We start from the raw sequence: 20589 nt of genomic DNA on the forward strand, positions 1-20589 counted from the left end.
ATCAGCGGCGGAAGAGACCGTTGCAGTCCCCACGTGGGGGCTTGGAAAAACACACATTGTCTGGGGACCAGTAACCGATCGCCGGGAACTGCAGACCTTGGCGACGCGCTTCCGCGTTTACAGCCTCCACCCCTTTGGCGGTGATCAGAACATGACCGGGACCCTCGACCTGATCGAGAAACTTCTGTTCCGGCATCTCCTTCATCGCATAGGCCACAGCTGCCGATGTGGCCAAGGAGGCGAACCCTGTGATCAGCAGGGAGGGAAATAAGCGCTTGAACATGGCTGAGTTGATGAAGTTCAGTTGGTAGTTACGACCACAGGGGTGCCGACATCCACCTGCTGGAAGAGCGTGACGACATCCTTGTTGAGCATGCGAATGCATCCCAAGCTGACGGCGGCACGAAGCTTGACCCAATTCGGCCAGGCTGTGCCATGGATCGCGTACTCACCGGAACCGATCTGGAAGTAAGCCATGTAGCGAACACCAACTGGATTCTTCGGACCGGGTGCGATGACCTTGCCGCCCTTGTGGTAGACGGGAGCTTCTTCTTTGCGCGTGATCGCGTAACTGCCTGCGGGGGTCGGAGATTCCGGAGCACCGATGGCGACAGGGAAGCGTTCCACGACCTTGCCGTTGTCAAACAGCGTGAGGTATCTCTGCTTGAGGCTGATCTCGATGGTTTTTTCAGCCCGAGCCTGCATCGGAGCCAAGCCCACGCACAACAGGGCCAGCCCCGCCGGCAGGGCGATGCGCCAGGAAGGGAAGGGCATGGCTGAATTCGCGTTTGCGCGGCCATTGTGACCTAAATCGGGTCGGGCTAGCGTCACCCCACTTATCAGACTTTCCCGTGTCTCCCACCTCCGCTCTCCGATCCCTGCTCCGCTGCGGACCCTTGCGGGGTGTGATCGGTGCAGGCCTTGGACTCACGGCTCTGCTGGCTCCTGCCGCTAATGCAGGGTTCTCACCCGAAGAGCTGGCTGCATTTGAAGTCACCGAGATGCGAGCCACGGTGACCACCGCTCTGCCCGAAGAGAAAGTGATCGAGGTGATCGATCCCCACGGTCACAAAGAGATCCTGACGGTGGGCATCGATCTCACTCCCCTTGGCCTGAAAGCGGGGGACGAAGTCAACCTCTCCATTCTCGACGGCCTGGTGGTGGAACTTGAACCAAGTTCCAGCAGTGATTTGAGCTTCAATCGCGAAGACATCATCCTGCCCATGGACATGGGCAGGCTCAAGAAAGGCATGCGCGTGGCTCTGGCATCTGGAACCGGCCGTGTGATCCGCATCGATGCCAAGGACAACTCCATCGATCTGCTGGGTCCTCTTGGCGGAATCAACAACCTCGATGTGGTCCCCACACCCGGGGTGAACCCTTTTGACAGCCTCAAGGTCGGAGACACCGTTGACTTCCGGCTGATCCAGCCACTTGCGATCGATGTGCGCAAGCTCCCTGCATCAGAAGCGGCAATGCAGAGCTACAGGTTCAACGGACAGGCGCCGATGGTCAGCACCGTGATCGATGACGGCGCGGCCCTCAAGAGCGAACTGCTTGAAGCCTTCGAACTGGCTCAGCTGCAGGCCACGATTCAAAGAATCATTCCCGGTCAGAAAGTGATCGAGGTGAAAGGTGCCCAAGGCCACACCAGCCTGCTGACCAGTGCAATCGATCCCACCGCAGCGGGCCTCAAATCTGGAGATCACGTGTCCATCGAGCTTCTCCAGGGCCTGGTGGTGGATCTCAGGCCCTCGAACCAGACCAAACTCAGCTTCCAGCGGGAAGATCGCCGACTCGGAGATGACTTCGGTCCACTCCCGTCGGGAACGCGGGTCGCCATGGCGACCGGAACCGCCGAAGTCGTCCGGCTATCACGCACAGATAACAAAGTGACCCTGCGCGGTCCCCTCGGAAAGATTCACAAATTGGACATTCGTCCTGAACTCGAAGATGAAGTGTTCGCTGATCTCAAGGTGGGCGACATGGTGGACTTCCGGCTGATCAAGCCGATTGCCATCCGCATCCAGCCCCTCGCCCAGCGCTAGGGCTGGGCGGATGCCAGGGCTCTCACCACATCACCGCGGGTGAGCATGCCAACAGGCCGGCGCTCTTCATCCACCACGATCAATCGCTGCGTTCCTTTCTCGTGGAGCATGGAGGCAGCCTTCGGCAAAGGCAGGGAGTGCGCACAGCAGTGGCTGTCACGACTCATGAGATCGGCCACTGTGTTGCCCAACACCTGGTGAACCTGCTTATCCCAGTTGAGGGGATTGCGTAAATAAATCACGCTGTCGAGAAGCATCACATAAGGCCCCGCATCCACCCCGCTTTCGCGCACCATCAGGTTCTGTTCGGTGAGTTCACCCACAAGAGTGCCGTCATCACCTACCACAGGCACACCACTGATGTGGTGGTCACTCAACAGGGTCACGGCATCCTTCAAGGGCGTGGCAGGAGTGACTGTCAGCACCGGAGCGGACATCACCTCCCCGACCGTCTGCTGGAGCACCATGGAACCCGATCAACTGAACGCATTCTGAGCCTTGATCTCTCCCTGGCGATCCTGGGCGGATCGACTCACCCTGTTCCGTGCTGTTCTGGGCGCCCCCGTGCTGCTGGCTCTTGCCGCCGAGCAGCTCTCAACGGCTTGGGTCCTACTGCTCCTGGGTGCCTTCAGTGACTGGGCTGATGGCTGGATGGCCCGCAAGGCCGATGGCGGCAGCAGCTGGGGGGCCAGACTCGATCCCCTGGCGGACAAGCTTCTGATCAGCGCTCCATTGATCTGGCTCGCCAGCGAGCAGGTCCTCCCCCTCTGGTCGGTCTGGCTTCTGTTGGCCAGGGAACTGTTGATTTCGGGCTGGCGATCAGCAAGCCAGAGCGGAGCTCCGGCCTCCTGGCTCGGCAAAACAAAAACCACCCTGCAATTCCTAAGCCTGTTTTTGCTGATCTGGCCTCCGAGCTGGGGGGCCGGTCCAGTCGTCCTGGGATTGCGTCAGCTGGGCTGGAGCCTCTATTGGCCAGCCCTGGGGCTGGCTCTCTGGTCTGGGCTGGCCTACATCACGCCGCCGAAAGCAGGGCATCGTCACCGCTGAACTCAGGATTGGGCGTGGGGTTCAGCTGGTAATCCCGCTGAAAACTGTCAGCCATTGAGGTGGCAGCATCAAACCGGGGCATCCAGGCAAGTTCGCGCTCCGCCCTGGAGACATCGGTCAGAAAGTGACTGAGCCGCAAGGGGAACGCTTTGCGGGCTTTCGGATCCAGACCACTGGGGTCGAATGAACGCAGATCAAGATCAGCGCACTCGCGCCCACAGGCCTCGGCGGCGGCAGCAATCAGACCTCGGAAAGTGATTCCGCGATGGGACGAGCAGTTGTAAATGCGGTTGCAGGCGGCATCCACTTCAAGGCTGCGGGCCATGGCCTCAGCAAGATCCTCCACATGGCCAACCTGGGTGATCGTGGTTCCATCACCCGGAAGTGGGATCGGGCGCCCATGCACGATGCGGTCGAAGAACCAGCGCTCCACCGGGTTGTAATTGCCGGGGCCGACGATGTAGGTAGGCCGGAAACTCGTGAATGGAATCCCCTCACGCATCAGCCAGGCTTCGGTTTCAGCCTTGCCGGCATGGCGACTCTGCGGGTCCAGCGGACTCTGCTCATCAAGAGGCCAGCTTTCACTGCCGGCGTAAACCCCAGCAGAGCTCACGTAAAGAAAACGGTGGGAGGGAGCTCCAGTCCGTTCAATCACCTTTTGGCTGTCAGCAAGAGTCCGTCCAGAGCTGTCGATCACCACCTCGAAGCGGCGGCCACGGAGCTGCTCCAGGGCGGTGTCGTCCTGGCGATCACCGACGCAGGACTCAACACTGTCGGGCAGGGGCTGCCGACCACGAGTGAACAGGGTGAGCTGATGACCCTGCTGCAGAAGGCGACTCACGAGAGGTTTCCCAACAAAGCGGGTCCCACCCATCAACAGGATTTGCACAGTCAGTCCAGCGGATCGGCAGCTATTGAAGCGCGCTCAACCCAGCCATGCAGGATGGGGGTTGTTCCCTGACCCGGCCATGCAGATCATTCCCGCCATCGATCTGCTGGGGGGCAGCTGCGTTCGTCTGCACCAAGGTGATTACGACAAGGTCACTCGCTTCAGTGATGACCCCGTGGCCCAGGCCATGCGCTGGCAGGAACAGGGCGCCGAGCGGCTGCATCTGGTGGATCTCGATGGAGCCCGCAGTGGGGAACCTGCCAACGACAGCGCCATCCGTGCGATCACGTCAGCACTCACGATCCCCGTTCAACTCGGTGGAGGTGTGAGAACTGCGGAGCGGGCGGAGACTCTGCTCACCTGTGGTCTCGACAGGGTGATCCTGGGAACCGTGGCCCTGGAGCAGCCCCAGCTGGTAATGGATCTGGCCGAGCGCCATCCCGGGCGGGTCGTGGTGGGCATCGACGCCCGCCACGGGAAGGTAGCCACCAAGGGATGGCTCGAGGACAGCAACACTGAAGCCACCGCGCTGGCCGGCCGCTTCAGTGCCTCCGCCATCGCAGCGATCATCAGTACTGACATCAGCACCGATGGCACCTTGGAGGGACCGAACCTGCAGGCCCTTCGAGAGATGGCTGAAGCCAGTTCCGTTCCTGTGATCGCCTCCGGTGGTGTGGGATGCATGGCCGATCTTCTGGCCTTGCTGACGTTGGAACCGCTCGGGGTCGAAGCCGTCATTGTTGGTCGTGCGCTCTACGACGGACGGATTGATCTAGGCGAAGCGTTAAGAGCACTGGCGAATGGCCGGCTTCAAGATCCCCCATCGGACCTGCTTCAGGATTTCGCCTGAGCCATGCACCCTCCCGGGGAGGGTTTTAAAGTGAAGTCATTCCGACTACCGCTGTGGAGTCTCCGCTCGTGTCACCCCTCACTCAGGATGGAGGCAGACACAGGAGCCTTCAGCAAGCGTTCGAGCAGTGCCGAACACTCGGCATGCGCTTGAGCCGACAACGCAGGATGGTGCTGGATCTGCTCTGGAGCGAGGGAACCCATCTCAGTGCGAGGGACATTTTCGAAAAACTGAACCAGAGGGGCCGGAGCATTGGCCATACCTCGGTTTATCAGAATCTCGAAGCCCTGCAGAGCGCTGGAGTTATCGAGTGTCTCGATCGTGCCAGTGGTCGTCTCTATGGGTACCGCAATGACCCCCATAGCCACATCACTTGCCTGGAAAGCGGCGCGATAGAAGATCTTGACGTTGAACTTCCCCCGGCCTTACTTCAGGAAATTGAACAGCGCACCGGCTACAGGATCGAGTCCTACACGCTTCAGCTCAGTGGCCGTCGTGCAGAAACCACTGGAGGATCCTGAACAGGACCGTTACCTTGACGCCTGTAGGCATCAGAGCTGAGCACCGTGAACGTTCAGGCCAGGGAGATTCTCCTTTTCGCTCCCGACCTACTCGGTGAAAGCCTCGTAGCTGAACTCTCCACCGCTGAGCATCCCCTCAGCATTCGGCGCAGCAGTGATGCATTGGAGGGTCACCCCGACCTGGTGATCTGGTCGCTCCCCGGCCGCAGCCAGCCACTCCTTCTTGATCGTGAGATTCTCCAGCTCCAGCAACGCTGGACTCCGGCTCCGATCCTGCTTCTTCTTCCCTCGGATTTCAGCCGTGATCCAAGGGAGCTTTTGGCTTTGAACTGTGAGGGGATTCTTCAGGATCCCGATCTTGAGGGTCTGCGTTCCGCCATCCATCGCCTGTTGCAGGGGGGCCGGGTGCTCAACATCGAATCCCGCGCATCGGCTGCTGAGCATCCAGGCCAGCCTGTCGGCGCTGCCAGTTGGCTGCTGCTGAGCGGTCTGCAGCAGATCAGTGCCGATCTGCAGGTCATCGAGGCACTCTTGAATCCTCCACCCGACCAGTCGCTACTGCGCTTGCTGCTGGAAGGACGCCGGCGGGAGCTGTTGAGTGCGCGCAATCTGCTGCTGTGGCTCTGGGGGCCTCTCCAGATGGGTCTTGACGATGCCGTTGCCCTCTCGCAGCCGACGGAAAGCATCAGTCTCAGCCTCAGTGATCGCAACACGGAGGCGGTATGGGAGGCCATCCAGGACCGGCTTCAAACCGCCGTAAGCGGAGGCCTGGGCAATGGCACCGGACAGTTGCTCGCGATCGAGGGATTGCTTCCGGAGCGTCGCCGCGATCTGCTCCTGGCCCTGCTCAAACAACTTCATGCCGTGCTGCTGCGCCTACGGCATGAAGCCCCCGCGGCTCCATTGAGCCAACAGGACCTGAGAACGCGATGGAATGCCCTGCAGCCGGAGGTCCGCCAACAAGCTCTACGCAGTGTGGCGGGCAGCTACGTGCGCGTGCCTTTCGGCGAATCCATGCAACCGGTTGCAGAGGAGCTACTGAAACGGACCGATCTGTTGCGAGGCGATGAGGAACTTCCCGACCCCATGACCATGCTTGCGGCGTTGGTGCAGGACCAACCCGTTCTTGTGGACGGAAAACTGCTTCCCTCCGACGATCCCAGGGCCTTACTCCAGCTCGAGACACTCATCAGCAACTGGCTGGTTCGCACAGCGGAGTTGATCGGAGGCGAGTTGCTAGGCGTCTGCGGCGAGTGGCCTGAACTGCGTCGTTATCTGCTGGATCACGCGCTGATTTCCACCCGTGAACTCGAGCGGCTGCGCAACCAGCTCAACAGTCAGTCCCGTTGGCAGGAATGGATTGAACGTCCGATCCGCCTGTACGAGAGTCGCAGACTGCTGTACAGACTGCACTCAGGCCAGATCGAGCCCCTGTTGCTGACGGAACCGAGGGATGAGGAACTGAGACAGCTGCAGTGGTGGCAACAGCAGGTCGCCCTTCTGGTTGAAGCCCGCGATGCCATCGCTCCCCAAGTGCAGAGTCTGGTGAAGCGATTCGGTGATTTGATGGTGGTGGTTCTCACTCAGGTTGTCGGTCGCGCGATCGGTCTCATCGGCCGGGGCATTGCCCAGGGAATGGGGCGCAGCCTCGGGAGAAGCTGAGCGCAGAGCTAACAGGGTGCGGAGAGAAGGGTTCAGAATGCGTTGTCTTTTCTGCTGAACCATGGCTGGGTTCCTGTTTCGCTCCCTTTCGATGGTTCTTGCTTTGGTTCTGATGGCACTCCCTGGACAAGCTGCCAGGGAGACCGACAGCTACGACGGAAACATCTTCGCTCTGTACGCAGGCAACGGATCGTTGGTTCCACCCGCCACAACCCTGGCCGAATCGCAGGCCGCAGGCCGCACCAGCGTCTTGGTTTATTACCTCGACGACAGCAGCACCAGCAAGGTGTTTTCCTCATCAGTATCGGAACTGCAGCGCGTCTGGGGCAACAGCGTGGACCTGCTGCCCCTCACCACCGATGCCCTGCAGGATCGCGGTGACCAGGGTCAGAGCGACCCTGCCCATTACTGGAAAGGAGTTGTTCCTCAGGTGGTGGTGCTCGACGGCAATGGTGCAGTGATTCTTGATTCAGAGGGACAGGTGCCTCTCGAAGAGATCAATGCGGCGATCAGTGCTGCGACCGGAATCCCCGCCCCCACAGGCGGAAGTACGAGTCTGAGTTTCAACGAGCTCAACACCGAGGTGATCACCCGCTGAGCCCCCGGCTCGGACGCCTTACGCTGCGCGCCATTGCTTCCGGTCCAGGACCGGCGATTTCATGGATGGTCTCCTGCTGATTCTCTTGCTGCTGGGGCTGGCAATCGCCTGGATCGAAGCACGTCATCGACTCCGACCCGCTTCCCCTCTGGTGCTGCGTCAGAGCGACTGGTCCATCAACCAGAGGGGAGCATCTCTGGTCATGGAGGGGTGGCTGGAGATCAGCAATCCCCACGCGCGCATGGAGGTGATGGTTCCGGAACTTGAGGTCCACCCCACCCTGATCGGCAGCGCCGATCTGCGCGACATCGTGACCTCCACCCGAATCACACCGCAGCACCCCGACGAGGACACACGGGCCGATGGCTATTGGCCCGCATACATCGTGAAGGGTCACAAGAGCACCAAGGTCCACGTGGCAATCACGCTGACTGGTGACGCACCTGCACCTGTCGGCAAGAGGGTGGACACGGTCTGGGTGGACGTGAAGTGGGTGAATTACGGACCCTTTGGTCGCTTAAACCGTCGCCAGGGTGTGGTCGTGCCCCTGCGCCGACCGGCGGTCATGGCAGCCGCTCAGGCTGCATTCCGATCGGGCGAAGGATGCTCGGTGCTGCCGTTGAAGACCCATCTGCTCGGACCTCTCGATGACTCCATCGAGGTGTTGCGTCACTATGCCGGCGAGTTGCTTCAGAAGGGCGACATCCTCACGATCGGGGAGACACCAGTGGCGGTAATCCAGGGGCGTTATGCCCATCCCTCCACGATCAGTCCGGGATGGCTGGCCCGGCTGCTTTGTCGCGTGTTTCACCCCACTAGCAGCCTGGCCACCGCCTGCGGTCTGCAGACCTTGATCGACCAGGTGGGACCCACCCGGGTGTTGCTGGCCTGGCTGGTCGGCTCTCTACTCAAACCATTGGGACAGCGTGGCTGGTTCTATCGACTGGCTGGCGAACAGGCCCGCCTGATCGATGACATCACCGGAACGACGCCTCCTTACGACCAAACGATCGTGCTGGGGCCACAGGACCCTGAGCGCCTGTGTGATGAAGCGGCTGCAGCCCTCGGCGTTTCAGTGGCCATCGTTGATGTGAATGACCTCGGACGCGTCAAGGTGCTGGCGTCGAGCCGTGGATGTGACGAGGAACTGCTTCACCTCGCTTTGAAACCGAATCCCGCAGGAAACGCCAACGAGCGCACGCCTCTGGTGTTGGTGCGCCCTGCATGAACACGAAGTGAGAACGGCGGCGATACATTTGGTAGAAGCAGGAGGCCTGCGGTGGGACAGTCAGCGGGATTCCGGCTTCGGATCGAACCACTGAAGGCGGGTCACATCGCCAGGAACCCCCACAACGGAGAGTGCAACGAAGGGCTGCCGAACACCACTCTGCAAACTCTGCTGGTTCAGAACTGGGCCAGCGGATTGGGAGGTCTGATCCGCTCACCGCTGACGACCCGCACCACCCGGGTGCTCTCGCTGCTTGAAACGGCCTCCATCCATCAGGACCGACTGCTGGCGCTTGCCCTGCTTCGGCCTGGAAATCGCCGTTCTACCTGTTGGCATCTGGATCTTCTTCAGTTCCAAAGCCCTGAACGTTTCAGCCGCCCGCAGGCATTGCGACTCCTCATTCAGGAATCCATGAAGGATCCTGTGGCTCAATCGCCCAGCTGGCTGGTGCGGTGTGACCCACTGGATCGCATGACGCTGGATGTCTTGCGGGAGTCAGGTTTTCAGCCACTGCTTCAACGCCGCATCTGGACAGCCCCGCAGAAGCACCGATCGGCTCCAGAGGAACAAACCCTGGGCTTACCTGACGGTGTTCGGTGGAGTCCGATTTCGCGGAGCAATGTGAAGCCATTGTTGTCGCTTGAGCAGAGCAGCATCAGTCCCCAGCACCGCCATATCATTGATAGGCACTGGAGTGACCTACTGGATCGCCGGCAAGGATCGTTGGTGCTGATGGCGGGGGTTGACAAGGAACCGGTGGCCATCGCCGGGCTCCTCAACCGACCTTGGGGGTTAGACGCGTGCCGTTTCGAATTCGTGCGCGGTCCCGCATGGGATGCACGAATCAGCTCGGCTTTCAGTGACATCGTCCTCCGATGGGTGGTACGGGGCCGAACCCCAGAGCTTCTCGTGAATGAAGACGATCACAGGATGCAGAAGCAGCTGGAAAGCCTTGGCTGGACATCTGAGAAATCGGAGCTTCTCTTGGGGCGAAGCCTGTGGAGAAGGGTCAGTCAGAGAGAACCGGGAGGCCTCCGCTCTTTGGAGACCATGCTCGGCCATCTGCAGCCGCAGCATCCGCCGCTGCCTACCCCAACCCTGGCACCGAGGCGTTGAATCCTCGGCCTGTTCCCCGCTCGATGCTCAGTCTCGACGTCGGCCGGCGCCGCATTGGACTCGCCGGTTGCGATGCCCTGGGCCTGACGGTGTCACCCCTTCCGGCTCTGCACCGTGGCTCCCATGCACAGAATCTCCATCACCTACGAACCCTTTGCCAACACCGGAATGTGAAAGGACTGGTGGTGGGGCTCCCCCTGAATGATCAGGGACAGCCCACAGACCAGGCCCACCACTGCCGACGCTATGGACGAAGGATCGCCCGAGATCTCGGTCTTCCTCTCGCCTTTGTGAATGAACACAGCAGCAGCTGGGCAGCAGCTGAACGCCATGGATTGCAGGGAGATCGCAGCGGTCGGCTCGACAGTGCAGCCGCTGCATTGCTGCTGGAACAGTGGCTAGCGGAGGGCCCGGATGTGAAACCGGTCATAGCAGCGCCCGATGAACGTGGCGGGAATGAGGCTGATGAAGGATCCTGATCACATCCATCCACGACCCCATGAGTTCAAGCGGCCCGTCTTCCAGCGGTGAAGTCCCCACCGTTCTCGTTAAGGACAGCGAGGGACGCGATCTGCTCTGTTTTCTAGAGCAGCTCATCCCACTGGATGGCCAGGACTTTGCCCTGCTCACACCAGTGGACACACCCGTGTGCCTGTTCAAGCTCCGCGATGGCGAAGATCCCCAGCTGATCGACAGCATTGCCAGTAGTGAGCCGATCCTCTCGGTTGCTGATGTTGTGCTGCAGGAACACGACCTCACCTTGGTGCGCTCGGCCGTCACCCTCACTGTGAATGGTGAACTCGATGAACCCGATCCAGAGGACAACGAAGACGAAGAAGGAGACGATGATTCCGAAACGTACGAACTCCTGGTGAGTTTCCTCGTTGAGGATCAGGAATATGGGCTCTACATCCCTCTCGATCCATTTTTTGTCGTGGCACGCATGGACGACGGTTGCGCCGTTCTCGTTGAAGGGGAGGACTTTGACAGGATCCAGCCCAGAATCGAAGCTGAGCTCGACGAGCGTGATCTACCCGAGTGATGCAGCGTCACTGGTTACGGCCCGACTGGGACCCTGGTCTCACGTTGGCTCATCTGCCACTTGAACCCCTGCTAGGCCGAGGAATCAAGGTGCTGCTCCTTGATGTGGATCGCACTCTTCTGCCTGGGAAGGATGTCGTGCTTCCACCGGCGATGCGCCGCTGGCTGGTTGACGCCTCACGACAACTGCATCTGCACTTAGTCAGCAACAACCCCTCAAGACAGCGGATCAAAGCCGTTGCCGATCAAATCGGGGTTGACTTCACTTGCGGTGCGTCCAAACCCCGCAGGAGAGCCATCAGCCGGATAATCGAACAACTTCCAATCCCCTCCACGCAGATCGCCATGGTTGGCGATCGATTTTTCACCGACGTCCTGGCTGGCAACCGCCTGGGATTGTTCACAGTTCTGGTCAGACCTCCCAATGCTGAGGGGTTCCCCTGTCAGAACGATCGCGTGCAGCGCCTGGAACGCCGCCTGGCACTCCTGCTCGGGAGTCCATGTCGATGAAGCTCAGGGTTGTGAAGGTTGGGACCAGCCTTCTGAGGGAACGACCTGGTGCAACAACAGCTGATGCCATTGCGCTCTTGGCCAGCAGCTTGGCGGACAGCATGCAACACGGTGACAAGGTTGTTCTCGTGACCTCAGGAGCTGTCGGACTGGGGTGTCAACGCCTCGGGATGTCAAATCGGCCGACAAGCGTCAGCGGCCTGCAAGCCGCTGCAGCCATCGGTCAGGGGCATCTGATGAGCCTTTATGAGGAAGCCTTGTCGCACCGATCCATTCCTGTGGCGCAGGTGCTTCTGACGCGCTCGGATCTGGCTGACCGCCGGAGCTACCACAACGCGTCAGCGACCCTGCACCAATTGCTGCAGTGGGGTGTTCTTCCAGTTGTCAATGAAAACGACACGGTGTCGTCTGCCGAATTGCGCTTCGGCGACAACGACACCCTCTCGGCACTGGTGGCATCAGCCGTGGGCGCCGATGAACTGATCCTGCTCACAGACGTGGACCGTCTCTACACCGCTGATCCACGCTCTGACAGGGATGCAACACCAATCACTGATGTGCATCATCCCTCTGAAATCGCCCAACTGGAAGAGGGCGCCGGTGTCGGTGGCCGCTGGGGGACCGGTGGGATGACCACCAAACTGGCAGCCGCACGCATCGCCACAGCCAGCGGCATCACAGTCCATCTTGGAGACGGACGCGACCCCAACGGACTGCGCCAGATCCTTCAGGGAGGGCGGGGCGGAACGGTCTTCCATCCCCACCCCGAACCCCTGGGCAACCGCAAAAGCTGGCTGGTCCACGCTCTCCAGCCCACTGGGAGTCTGTCCATCGACAGCGGTGCCTGCAGGGCCGTAAAGCAACGAGGTGCATCCCTCCTTCTGGTGGGAATCACCGGTATTGAGGGTCAGTTCAGCGCCAATCAGGCCGTGCGCGTGCTGGACCCTGATGGGCTGGAAATTGCCCGCGGCCTGACATCGATTGACAGTGAACAACTCTCGTTAAGCATGAATCAATCATCCAGACCCAGAACCATCGGAGGTTCCCCCGTTGTGATTCACCGCGACGCCATGGTGCTGATCACACCTACGATCCGCCAGCCAGCCTCCTGAACCCATGCGATTCAATCAATTGATCGCCGTGCTGAAGAACGGTGAAGCAGGCATTCTCTGCACCTCTGAAGGCCGGGATCCGGAGTTGCGCGGTGCCGCCTCACTGGAGCGTGCAGTGGCGGATCAACTCAGTTTTCTCGAGAAAGGAAACGCGCTCGTTGGCAGCCTTGAACGCAGCGATGCTGGCGCGGTTCTGATTCCTGATCAACAGGAGCTCAGAGATCTAGCCGAGCAGCATCAGCTGGCCTGGGCCGTGTGCAGTGATCCCCGGCTGGCTTTTGCCGAAGCCCTCGAACAACTGCACCCCAAGCCATCTCCTCAGGCAGGGATCCACGCCAGTGCCGTCATCGCTGATCGCGTTCAACTTGGAGCCGGTGTCAGCATCGGCCCCCGGGTGTGCATCGGCGATGACACCAGAATCGGCCCACGGACCGTGATTCATCCGGGTGTGGTGATCTACGGGAATGTGGACATCGGTGAGGGCTGCGAGCTGCATGCCAACGCCGTTCTCCATCCCGGCAGCCGGATCGGTGATCGCTGTGTGGTGCATTCCAATGCCGTGGTGGGATCTGAGGGCTTCGGCTTTGTGCCCACCGCCAAGGGATGGCGCAAGATGCCGCAGACCGGTCTTGTGGTACTCGAGGACGGAGTTGAAGTGGGCTGCGGCAGCACCATCGATCGCCCCTCCGTTGGCGAAACCCGGATCGGCAGCGGCACAAAAATCGACAACCTGGTGCAGATTGGTCACGGTGTGGTGACAGGCCGCGGCTGCGCCCTGGCCTCTCAGGTGGGAATCGCCGGTGGCGCCCAACTGGGCAACGGGGTCATCCTTGCGGGCCAGGTGGGCGTTGCCAACAGAGCCGTGATTGGCGATCGAGCGATCGCAAGCTCCAAGAGCGGAATCCATGGGGAGGTTGCCGCAGGCGAGGTGGTGAGCGGCTACCCAGCCATTCCGAATCGGCTCTGGCTGCGCTGCTCGGCGGCATTTTCCAAACTGCCTGACATGGCGAAACAGTTGCGAGAACTGAAGAAGCAAATCTCTTCCGAAGAGACCAGGGGATCAAGCGAAGTCAATCAGTAACCTCAGCACCATCGTTGTCGGTCGGCTCAATGACTCACCATCGCGTCGTCCTGCTTCCGGGAGATGGCATCGGCCCTGAAATCACAGCAGTGACGCGCCAGTTGCTCGATGTGGTGTCCGAGCGCCACGGCTTCCAGCTGGACTTTGATGAACAGTTGATCGGAGGGGCTGCGATCGATGCCACCGGAGAGCCCCTCCCCGGTACAACCCTGGAAGCCTGCCGGTCAGCGGATGCGGTGCTGATGGCTGCGATCGGCAGTCCACGGTTTGACAGCCTGCCCCGGGAGAAACGACCTGAAAGCGGCCTTTTGGCGTTGCGGTCGGGACTGAAGCTGTTTGCCAATCTCCGCCCGGTGAAGATCGTGCCGGCACTGATCGAAGCCAGCAGCCTGAAGCCTGACGTGATAAATGGTGTGGATCTGATGGTCGTGCGGGAGCTCACCGGAGGTATTTACTTCGGCCAACCCAAGGGAAGAGTCGAGGCCGATGGTGAAGAACGCGGCTTCAACACCATGACCTATTCGGCGTCAGAGGTGGATCGCATTGCCAAGGTGGCCTTCGAACTCGCCAGGGAGCGAGGGGGGCGGCTCTGCTCTGTGGACAAGGCCAATGTGTTGGATGTGAGCCAGCTGTGGCGCGATCGTGTTGACGCCATGGCCCCCTCCTACGGGGATGTGGAGGTGAGTCATCTCTATGTCGACAACGCAGCCATGCAACTGGTGCGTGCACCTCGGCAGTTTGATGTGTTGCTCACCGGCAACCTGTTTGGCGACATCCTCAGTGATGAGGCCGCCATGCTCACTGGCTCCATCGGCATGCTCCCCTCCGCATCCCTGGGCAGCGATGGCCCAGGACTGTTTGAGCCGGTCCATGGATCCGCTCCGGATATCGCCGGAGAAGACAAGGCCAATCCAATGGCCATGGTGCTGTCTGCGGCCATGATGCTCAGAATTGGCCTCAAGCAGAAAGCCGCCGCTGACGCCCTTGAACAGGCCGTCGACCGCGTCCTTGCCGCTGGTTTCCGCACCGGTGATCTGATGGCCGAAGGATGTACACAGCTGGGATGTGAAGCCATGGGAGAGGAGCTTCGGAAGGTGCTTTAAACAAGTCGTACGAACGAAAATTCAGATTCGGCCTCGCGACCTGCCAAACTCGTCGGGCCAGATCTGCCTCCGTCGATGTCGAAGCGTCACCCCGTCGTGGCTGTCACGGGTTCCTCCGGTGCAGGAACCAGCACTGTGAAGCGTGCTTTCGAGCACATCTTCGCCCGTGAAAGCATCACTCCGGCAGTCGTTGAGGGTGACAGCTATCACCGCTTCGAGCGGATGGAGATGAAAAAGGCCATGGCCGAGGCCCTCTCCAAAGGGGAGAACTTCTCCCATTTCGGCCCTGAAGCCAACCTTTTCGACAAGCTCGAGGAGCTGTTCAAGGTTTACGGCGAGACCGGCGGTGGACAAAAGCGTTACTACCTTCACAGTGGCGAGGAAGCGGCTGAACACAACGCCCGTCTCGGCGTTGATCTCAACCCAGGACAGTTCACCCCCTGGGAAGACATTCCCGGTGGAACCGACCTTCTTTTCTATGAAGGTCTGCACGGTGGTGTGGTGGGCGACAGCTACGACGTGGCTGCTCAAGCCGATCTGCTTGTGGGCGTGGTGCCCATCACCAACCTGGAGTGGATTCAGAAAATCCACCGAGACAATGCCGAGCGGGGCTATTCCGCCGAAGCCATTGTTGACACCATCCTGCGCAGGATGCCGGATTACATCAACCACATCTGCCCACAGTTCAGCCGCACAGACATCAATTTCCAGCGGGTGCCCACCGTGGATACCTCCAACCCCTTCATCTGCAGAAACATTCCCACTCCGGATGAAAGCTTCGTGATCATTCACTTCCGCAAGGGAGCCAGAGAGAAGTGGGGGATCGACTTCAATTACCTTCTCAGCATGATCCACGATTCATTCATGTCGAGCCCAACGAGCATCGTGGTGAATGGCGGCAAAATGGGTTTTGCGATGGAGCTGATCCTGACGCCGATCATTCACAGAATGATCGAAGAAAAGAAGAAGCTAGGCTGATTTCAGCTCTGTTCCAGTCACGACGAACCGTCCTATCGTGGGTTCATCTGAACGATCAGGTGAACCCATTTCTTCGTATTCACCATCCTTTGTGATTTCAGGTGCTGGTGGTCATGCCGGACTGACACCACGCTGGGATCAAGTGGACAGCAGGCGTTTGATCGCCCTCGCGCGCAGGGTTTATTTCAAGCACCTCACCACCAATGGTTACCACTTGGATCCATTTGGAGTGGTCGTGAATAGTGACAATGATGACGGTCGCGTTGTGTTTGAAACGCCGACCCTGCTGCCCGAAGAGCAGTTCATCAGCGCAGAGCTGATCGGAGTAAGGCTCAAGCGCGCCAAAAGCCCGAGAGAACGGCAGAAAGGAGGCTCGCTTTAGTGACTCTTGTGCTGATCTCCCTGGCCCTCTTCGGTGCCTGCATCGGCAGCTTCACCAACGTCGTGGTGTGGCGACTGCCAAGACAGGAGTCTCCGATTTGGCCAGGCAGTCACTGCCCGAGCTGCGGTCATGCCGTGCGATGGCATGACAATGTCCCGGTGCTCGGGTGGTTGCGACTGAGGGGCCGATGTCGCGACTGCTCGGCAGCGATCTCGGCCCGTTACCCAATTGTCGAAACCTTCAGTGGTTGCCTGTGGGTCAGCGCCCTGATAGCGGCCCAACGCAGCAGCGACAACAGCATGGTGCTGATCACGCTGCTGATGGGGCTTGTGCTGGTGAGCCTCCTGCTGCCGCTGGTTCTGATCGATCTCGACCACCTGTGGTTGCCGGAACCGATCTGCCGAGCAGGGGTGATCTGCGGCGTCCTTGCCACAGCCCTTCTGGCCTGGGGGGGAGGCAGTGACAACCCAAAAGCGGTTCTGCTGAACCATCTGATCGCCAGCGCGACCGGACTTCTGGTGATGGAAAGCCTGAGCGCCCTCGCTGAACGAATCCTGGGCCAACCTGCCCTCGGCCTCGGAGACGCCAAACTGGCCTCTGTGGCTGGAGCCTGGCTCGGGCTAGGCGGCCTCGGGATCTCCATGGCTCTTGCGGTGTTCTCCGGTGCTGCAGTTGGAACAGTGGGTCGATGGACCAGCCGCCTTGGGCCCAGGCAACCGTTCCCCTTCGGTCCCTTCATCGCCTTCGGGATCTGGATGACATGGCTGATGGGAGCCTCGTGGTGGTGGCAACGCTGGCTGGCCCTGATGGGGGGGCCTGAACTCTCGTCTTAAATGGTTTCAGTAGAAGGGATTGCGTGTCGCTGTTCGACTGGTTCGCGGATCGCCGTAAGGAACAGTCCGTCGTGAAAGTTGTTCAAGAGCCCGAAGAAGGCGACGGTCTCTGGAGCAAATGCCCTGAATGCGGCCAGGTGGTGTACCGCAAAGATCTGCTGGCCAATGCCAGCGTCTGCAGCAACTGCGGACATCACCATCGGATCTACAGCGCTGAGCGCATCGCTTTGATTGCCGATGAAGGCAGTTTTGAAGCGATTGACGAAGCCCTGGCCCCAACCGATCCTCTCGTTTTTAAAGACCGTCGTGCCTACGCCGACCGACTGCGTGAGACCCAAGCCGGTACAGGGCTCCGCGATGGGGTGATGACAGGATTGTGCCGGGTGGACGACATCCCCATGGCCCTGGCAGTGATGGATTTCCGCTTCATGGGCGGATCCATGGGATCGGTTGTGGGAGAGAAGTTGACCCGCCTGATCGAAACAGCCACAGACAAGCGGCTGCCGCTGCTGATTGTCTGCGCGTCAGGGGGAGCTCGCATGCAGGAAGGCATGCTCAGCCTGATGCAGATGGCCAAGATCTCAGGCGCCCTGGAACGGCATCGCGAAGCAGGTGTTCTTTACATGCCCCTGCTCACCCACCCCACCACGGGAGGGGTGACCGCCAGCTTCGCCATGCTGGGTGACCTGATTTTGGCAGAACCGAAAGCCCTGATTGGCTTCGCCGGACGCCGAGTGATCGAACAGACCCTGAGGGAAAAGTTGCCCGACAACTTCCAGACGGCGGAATACCTCCAGGACCACGGATTCGTGGACACGATCGTTCCCCGCACCCAGCTGAAATCCACTCTGGCCATGCTGATGAAGCTGCATGGCTGCCTGCAGGGGAGTGCCGCAGTCTTATGAGCGTTGGCCCCCTTTTCAAAACCGCACAGTGGATCGGCATGGTGGTGGTTTCACTCCTGCTTCTCCTGCTTGCGGGTCCCGTCCTGGCAGGTCCTGTTGATTGGCGAGAGGTTCCATCCAGTTCCGAAGGCCAACAGTGGTGGGACGCTGGCAGTGTTCGACGTAGCAAGGACGGCACCGTTTCAGTGCTGAGCCGCTACAGCCTGAGAACGGAGGATGAATCACCGGCCTTAGGAACCTTGGTCGTGATGGACATCGATTGCGACCAACGCCTGTATCGAGACACGCAGAAAAATGGTCTTCCCCGCCTCAGGGCCTCCTGGGAAGCTCCGGCTGACGATGATCTGATCTCCGAAGTGATCGATGCTGTCTGCAGCTCCGGATTGGCCTGATCCCTCTTTGCTCTATTTCCCCCCTGATGCCCCATGGCTTTGAGCTCCAACCGAGATCCAATTGGTGTCGCCGTTGCCGGTCTTGGTTTCGGGGCATCCGTTCACCTTCCTGCACTGGAAGCGAACCCTGATCTCAAGGCCGTAGCGCTGTGGCACCCACGCAGGGAGCGCCTGGATCAAGTGGGCCGAGACACCAGCTTGAAGGGTTATGAGGCGTTCGACGCCTTGCTCGAGAATCCCAGTGTGGAGGCAGTCATCATCGCCACACCACCGGGACCGCGTTATGACCTCGCTCTACGCGCTCTGGCCGCCGGGAAGCATCTTCTGCTTGAAAAGCCAGTTGCCCTGAATGCTGATCAGGTGGCTGACCTGCAGCGGACAGCCTCGAGCGCAGGTCTCAGCGTGGCTGTGGATTTTGAATATCGGGCAGTGCCGCTCTTTCAGCAGACAGAAAAGCTTCTGAGCAACGGCGCAATCGGCACACCCTGGCTTGCAAGGCTCGACTGGCTGATGAGCAGCCGGGCCAATCCAAAACGCCCTTGGAACTGGTATGCCAAAGCCGACGAAGGCGGAGGTGTGCTGGGTGCCCTCGGCACCCATGCCTTCGACATGCTGGCCTGGCTGATCGGTCCGGTGCAGACCCTGCAATCAATCACGCAAACCGCCATCGCGCACAGGCCGGATGCAAGTGGTGACAGTCAGGCCGTCACAGCGGAGGACATCGCCCTGATCAACACAACGCTCACGACCCATCAGGGAGCACCACTGGCCGCACAGGTGGCTCTGGCATCGGTGGCGCGCAATGGCAGGGGTTGCTGGCTGGAGATCTACGGATCGGAGGGAAGTTTGAAGCTGGGCAGTGAGAACCAAAAGGACTACGTGCACGGGTTCTCCCTCACCCTTCAACGGGACGGCGAACCCCCTCGCAGCATTCAGGCGGATGAGGAGTTCCGCTTTGCGAAAACCTGGAGTGACGGGCGCGTTGCCCCTGTCGCTCGGCTGCAAGGTTGGTGGGCGGAGAGCATGCGCAGCGGCCGGCCGATGGTGCCAGGTCTGTTGGAAGGGCTTGCCAGTCAGAAGGCATGCGACCGCTGCCTTGAGATGGCCTTGGGACAGTGATCGAGGGGAGACAAGAATCCAGGGGTTAGATCCGGTAGATTCGCCCCCATTCGTCTCTAAGACGTTCCACCTCGAGGTTCTTTCCCATGGCGCTCGTTCCGCTTCGGCTTCTGCTCGACCACGCCGCCGAAAACGGCTACGGCATTCCTGCGTTCAACGTGAACAACCTGGAACAGGTGCAGGCGATCATGGAAGCGGCTGATGAGACCGACAGCCCCGTGATCCTGCAGGCCTCCCGCGGCGCCCGCAGCTACGCCGGTGAAATCTTCCTTCGTCACCTGATCCTGGCCGCCACCGAGACCTATCCCCACATCCCCGTGGTGATGCATCAGGACCACGGCAACGCTCCCGATACCTGCTACTCCGCTGCCATCAACGGTTTCACCTCCGTCATGATGGATGGCTCCCTGGAGGCCGACGCCAAGACTCCCGCCAGCTACGAGTACAACGTGGCCGTCACCAAGCAAGTGGTGGATTTCGCCCACTCCGTGGGTGTGAGCGTTGAAGGTGAGCTGGGCTGCCTGGGTTCCCTGGAAACCGGCAAGGGTGAGGCTGAGGACGGCCACGGTTTCGAGGGTGAGCTGTCCAAGGACATGCTGCTCACCGATCCTGCTGAAGCAGCTGACTTCGTTGCCAAGACCAAGTGTGACGCCCTGGCCATCGCCATCGGCACCAGCCACGGCGCTTACAAGTTCACCCGCAAGCCCACCGGTGAAGTACTGGCCATCAGCCGCATCGCTGAAATCCACAAGGCCATCCCCAACACCCACCTGGTGATGCACGGCTCTTCCTCCGTTCCCCAGGAATGGTTGGAGATGATCAACAAGCACGGTGGTTCCATCCCCGAGACCTACGGCGTTCCCGTCGAGGAGATCCAGGAAGGCATCCGCAACGGTGTGCGCAAGGTGAACATCGACACCGACAACCGCCTCGCCTTCACCGCTGCTGTGCGCGAAGCGGCCATGGCTGATCCCTCCAACTTCGACCCCCGCCACTTCAACAAGCCGGCACGCAAGTACATGAAGCAGGTGTGTCTCGACCGCTATCAGCAGTTCTGGGCCGCCGGCAACGCCAGCAAAATCAAGCAGGCCAGCATCACCCACTACGCCGGCCTTTACGCCAAAGGTGCTCTCGATCCAAAGGCTGCTGTCGCAGCCTGATTGTTGCCATCGAA

Annotated in this window: 25 protein-coding genes; 21 read left to right on the plus strand and 4 right to left on the minus strand. The window is 60.2% G+C overall.

Features of this window, described 5'->3' with window-relative positions:
- Position 1: 1 nt before the first annotated feature.
- A complete protein-coding gene (locus tag ACLM45_RS03105) occupies positions 2 to 283 on the minus strand; it encodes a hypothetical protein (protein WP_415410523.1) in 282 nt (93 codons plus the stop codon).
- A gap of 17 nt (positions 284 to 300) precedes the next feature.
- Positions 301 to 774, minus strand: coding sequence for a L,D-transpeptidase (locus ACLM45_RS03110; protein WP_415410525.1), 474 nt, complete (start codon positions 772 to 774; stop codon positions 301 to 303).
- Positions 775 to 851: 77 nt separating this feature from the next.
- Here ACLM45_RS03110 and ACLM45_RS03115 point away from each other — a divergent pair, with 77 nt between their 5' ends.
- On the plus strand, positions 852 to 2048 hold the full coding sequence (locus ACLM45_RS03115; protein ID WP_415410526.1) for a hypothetical protein: 1197 nt from the start codon (positions 852 to 854) through the stop codon (positions 2046 to 2048).
- Here ACLM45_RS03115 and ACLM45_RS03120 read toward each other — a convergent pair.
- The gene (locus ACLM45_RS03120; protein ID WP_415410527.1) at positions 2045 to 2515 is read right to left on the minus strand and encodes a CBS domain-containing protein; all 471 of its coding nucleotides are present in this window, start codon (positions 2513 to 2515) and stop codon (positions 2045 to 2047) included. The genes ACLM45_RS03115 and ACLM45_RS03120 overlap by 4 nt on opposite strands.
- Positions 2516 to 2546: 31 nt before the next feature.
- On the opposite strand from ACLM45_RS03120, the gene pgsA reads away from it, so the two are divergent.
- Positions 2547 to 3095: a CDP-diacylglycerol--glycerol-3-phosphate 3-phosphatidyltransferase gene (pgsA, locus tag ACLM45_RS03125; protein WP_415410528.1), complete on the plus strand. Its 549-nt coding sequence runs from the start codon at positions 2547 to 2549 to the stop codon at positions 3093 to 3095.
- On the opposite strand, the gene ACLM45_RS03130 is transcribed toward pgsA, so the two are convergent.
- Positions 3061 to 3984 (minus strand): NAD-dependent epimerase/dehydratase family protein, encoded by a 924-nt coding sequence (locus tag ACLM45_RS03130; RefSeq protein ID WP_415410529.1) that lies wholly within the window; start codon positions 3982 to 3984, stop codon positions 3061 to 3063. The two genes, pgsA and ACLM45_RS03130, sit on opposite strands and share 35 nt — an antisense overlap.
- A 79-nt stretch (positions 3985 to 4063) precedes the next feature.
- Between ACLM45_RS03130 and hisA the strand changes: the two genes are divergently transcribed.
- From hisA to fba, 19 genes are all read left to right on the plus strand, one after another.
- Complete coding sequence (gene hisA / locus ACLM45_RS03135; protein ID WP_006041447.1) at positions 4064 to 4834, plus strand: 1-(5-phosphoribosyl)-5-[(5-phosphoribosylamino)methylideneamino]imidazole-4-carboxamide isomerase; 771 nt, start codon at positions 4064 to 4066, stop codon at positions 4832 to 4834.
- Positions 4835 to 4977: 143 nt separating this feature from the next.
- The gene (locus ACLM45_RS03140) at positions 4978 to 5355 is read left to right on the plus strand and encodes a Fur family transcriptional regulator (protein WP_232199026.1); all 378 of its coding nucleotides are present in this window, start codon (positions 4978 to 4980) and stop codon (positions 5353 to 5355) included.
- Between the two features lie 45 nt (positions 5356 to 5400).
- Positions 5401 to 7017 (plus strand): DUF3685 domain-containing protein, encoded by a 1617-nt coding sequence (locus ACLM45_RS03145; RefSeq protein ID WP_415410530.1) that lies wholly within the window; start codon positions 5401 to 5403, stop codon positions 7015 to 7017.
- Between the two features lie 61 nt (positions 7018 to 7078).
- On the plus strand, positions 7079 to 7615 hold the full coding sequence (locus tag ACLM45_RS03150; protein WP_006041450.1) for a thylakoid membrane photosystem I accumulation factor: 537 nt from the start codon (positions 7079 to 7081) through the stop codon (positions 7613 to 7615).
- A 61-nt stretch (positions 7616 to 7676) separates the two neighbouring features.
- Positions 7677 to 8843, plus strand: coding sequence for a F420-0:Gamma-glutamyl ligase (locus ACLM45_RS03155; RefSeq protein WP_415410531.1), 1167 nt, complete (start codon positions 7677 to 7679; stop codon positions 8841 to 8843).
- Between the two features lie 51 nt (positions 8844 to 8894).
- A complete protein-coding gene (locus ACLM45_RS03160; RefSeq protein WP_415410532.1) occupies positions 8895 to 9959 on the plus strand; it encodes a hypothetical protein in 1065 nt (354 codons plus the stop codon).
- A 23-nt stretch (positions 9960 to 9982) separates the two neighbouring features.
- On the plus strand, positions 9983 to 10438 hold the full coding sequence (ruvX, locus tag ACLM45_RS03165; RefSeq protein WP_006041453.1) for a Holliday junction resolvase RuvX: 456 nt from the start codon (positions 9983 to 9985) through the stop codon (positions 10436 to 10438).
- A gap of 20 nt (positions 10439 to 10458) precedes the next feature.
- Complete coding sequence (locus ACLM45_RS03170; protein ID WP_006041454.1) at positions 10459 to 11001, plus strand: DUF3727 domain-containing protein; 543 nt, start codon at positions 10459 to 10461, stop codon at positions 10999 to 11001.
- Complete coding sequence (locus tag ACLM45_RS03175) at positions 11001 to 11510, plus strand: YqeG family HAD IIIA-type phosphatase (protein WP_415410534.1); 510 nt, start codon at positions 11001 to 11003, stop codon at positions 11508 to 11510. Before ACLM45_RS03170 ends, ACLM45_RS03175 begins: the two co-directional genes overlap by 1 nt.
- Entirely contained in the window at positions 11507 to 12622 is a 1116-nt protein-coding gene (gene proB / locus ACLM45_RS03180; protein ID WP_415411336.1) for a glutamate 5-kinase, read from the plus strand. Before ACLM45_RS03175 ends, proB begins: the two co-directional genes overlap by 4 nt.
- A 4-nt stretch (positions 12623 to 12626) precedes the next feature.
- Positions 12627 to 13703 (plus strand): UDP-3-O-(3-hydroxymyristoyl)glucosamine N-acyltransferase, encoded by a 1077-nt coding sequence (gene lpxD / locus ACLM45_RS03185; RefSeq protein WP_415410535.1) that lies wholly within the window; start codon positions 12627 to 12629, stop codon positions 13701 to 13703.
- A gap of 29 nt (positions 13704 to 13732) precedes the next feature.
- Positions 13733 to 14806, plus strand: coding sequence for a 3-isopropylmalate dehydrogenase (gene leuB, locus ACLM45_RS03190; RefSeq protein ID WP_415410537.1), 1074 nt, complete (start codon positions 13733 to 13735; stop codon positions 14804 to 14806).
- Between the two features lie 75 nt (positions 14807 to 14881).
- Complete coding sequence (locus tag ACLM45_RS03195; protein ID WP_413331237.1) at positions 14882 to 15784, plus strand: phosphoribulokinase; 903 nt, start codon at positions 14882 to 14884, stop codon at positions 15782 to 15784.
- Positions 15785 to 15821: 37 nt separating this feature from the next.
- Positions 15822 to 16166 carry a hypothetical protein gene (locus ACLM45_RS03200; RefSeq protein WP_006041460.1) on the plus strand — a complete coding sequence of 115 codons (345 nt, stop codon included), beginning with the start codon at positions 15822 to 15824 and terminating at the stop codon, positions 16164 to 16166.
- A complete protein-coding gene (locus ACLM45_RS03205) occupies positions 16166 to 16999 on the plus strand; it encodes a prepilin peptidase (protein ID WP_415410538.1) in 834 nt (277 codons plus the stop codon). Before ACLM45_RS03200 ends, ACLM45_RS03205 begins: the two co-directional genes overlap by 1 nt.
- Positions 17000 to 17022: 23 nt before the next feature.
- On the plus strand, positions 17023 to 17904 hold the full coding sequence (accD, locus tag ACLM45_RS03210; protein WP_415410539.1) for an acetyl-CoA carboxylase, carboxyltransferase subunit beta: 882 nt from the start codon (positions 17023 to 17025) through the stop codon (positions 17902 to 17904).
- Complete coding sequence (locus tag ACLM45_RS03215) at positions 17901 to 18296, plus strand: hypothetical protein (RefSeq protein ID WP_006041463.1); 396 nt, start codon at positions 17901 to 17903, stop codon at positions 18294 to 18296. The genes accD and ACLM45_RS03215 overlap by 4 nt, the downstream gene beginning before the upstream one ends.
- A gap of 33 nt (positions 18297 to 18329) precedes the next feature.
- On the plus strand, positions 18330 to 19415 hold the full coding sequence (locus tag ACLM45_RS03220; protein WP_415410541.1) for a Gfo/Idh/MocA family protein: 1086 nt from the start codon (positions 18330 to 18332) through the stop codon (positions 19413 to 19415).
- A gap of 86 nt (positions 19416 to 19501) precedes the next feature.
- Positions 19502 to 20575 (plus strand): class II fructose-bisphosphate aldolase, encoded by a 1074-nt coding sequence (gene fba / locus ACLM45_RS03225; RefSeq protein ID WP_415410543.1) that lies wholly within the window; start codon positions 19502 to 19504, stop codon positions 20573 to 20575.
- The last annotated feature ends 14 nt before the right edge of the window (positions 20576 to 20589 follow it).

The sequence above is a fragment of the Synechococcus sp. A10-1-5-9 genome, assembly GCF_047716785.1.
Lineage (GTDB): Bacteria > Cyanobacteriota > Cyanobacteriia > PCC-6307 > Cyanobiaceae > Synechococcus_C.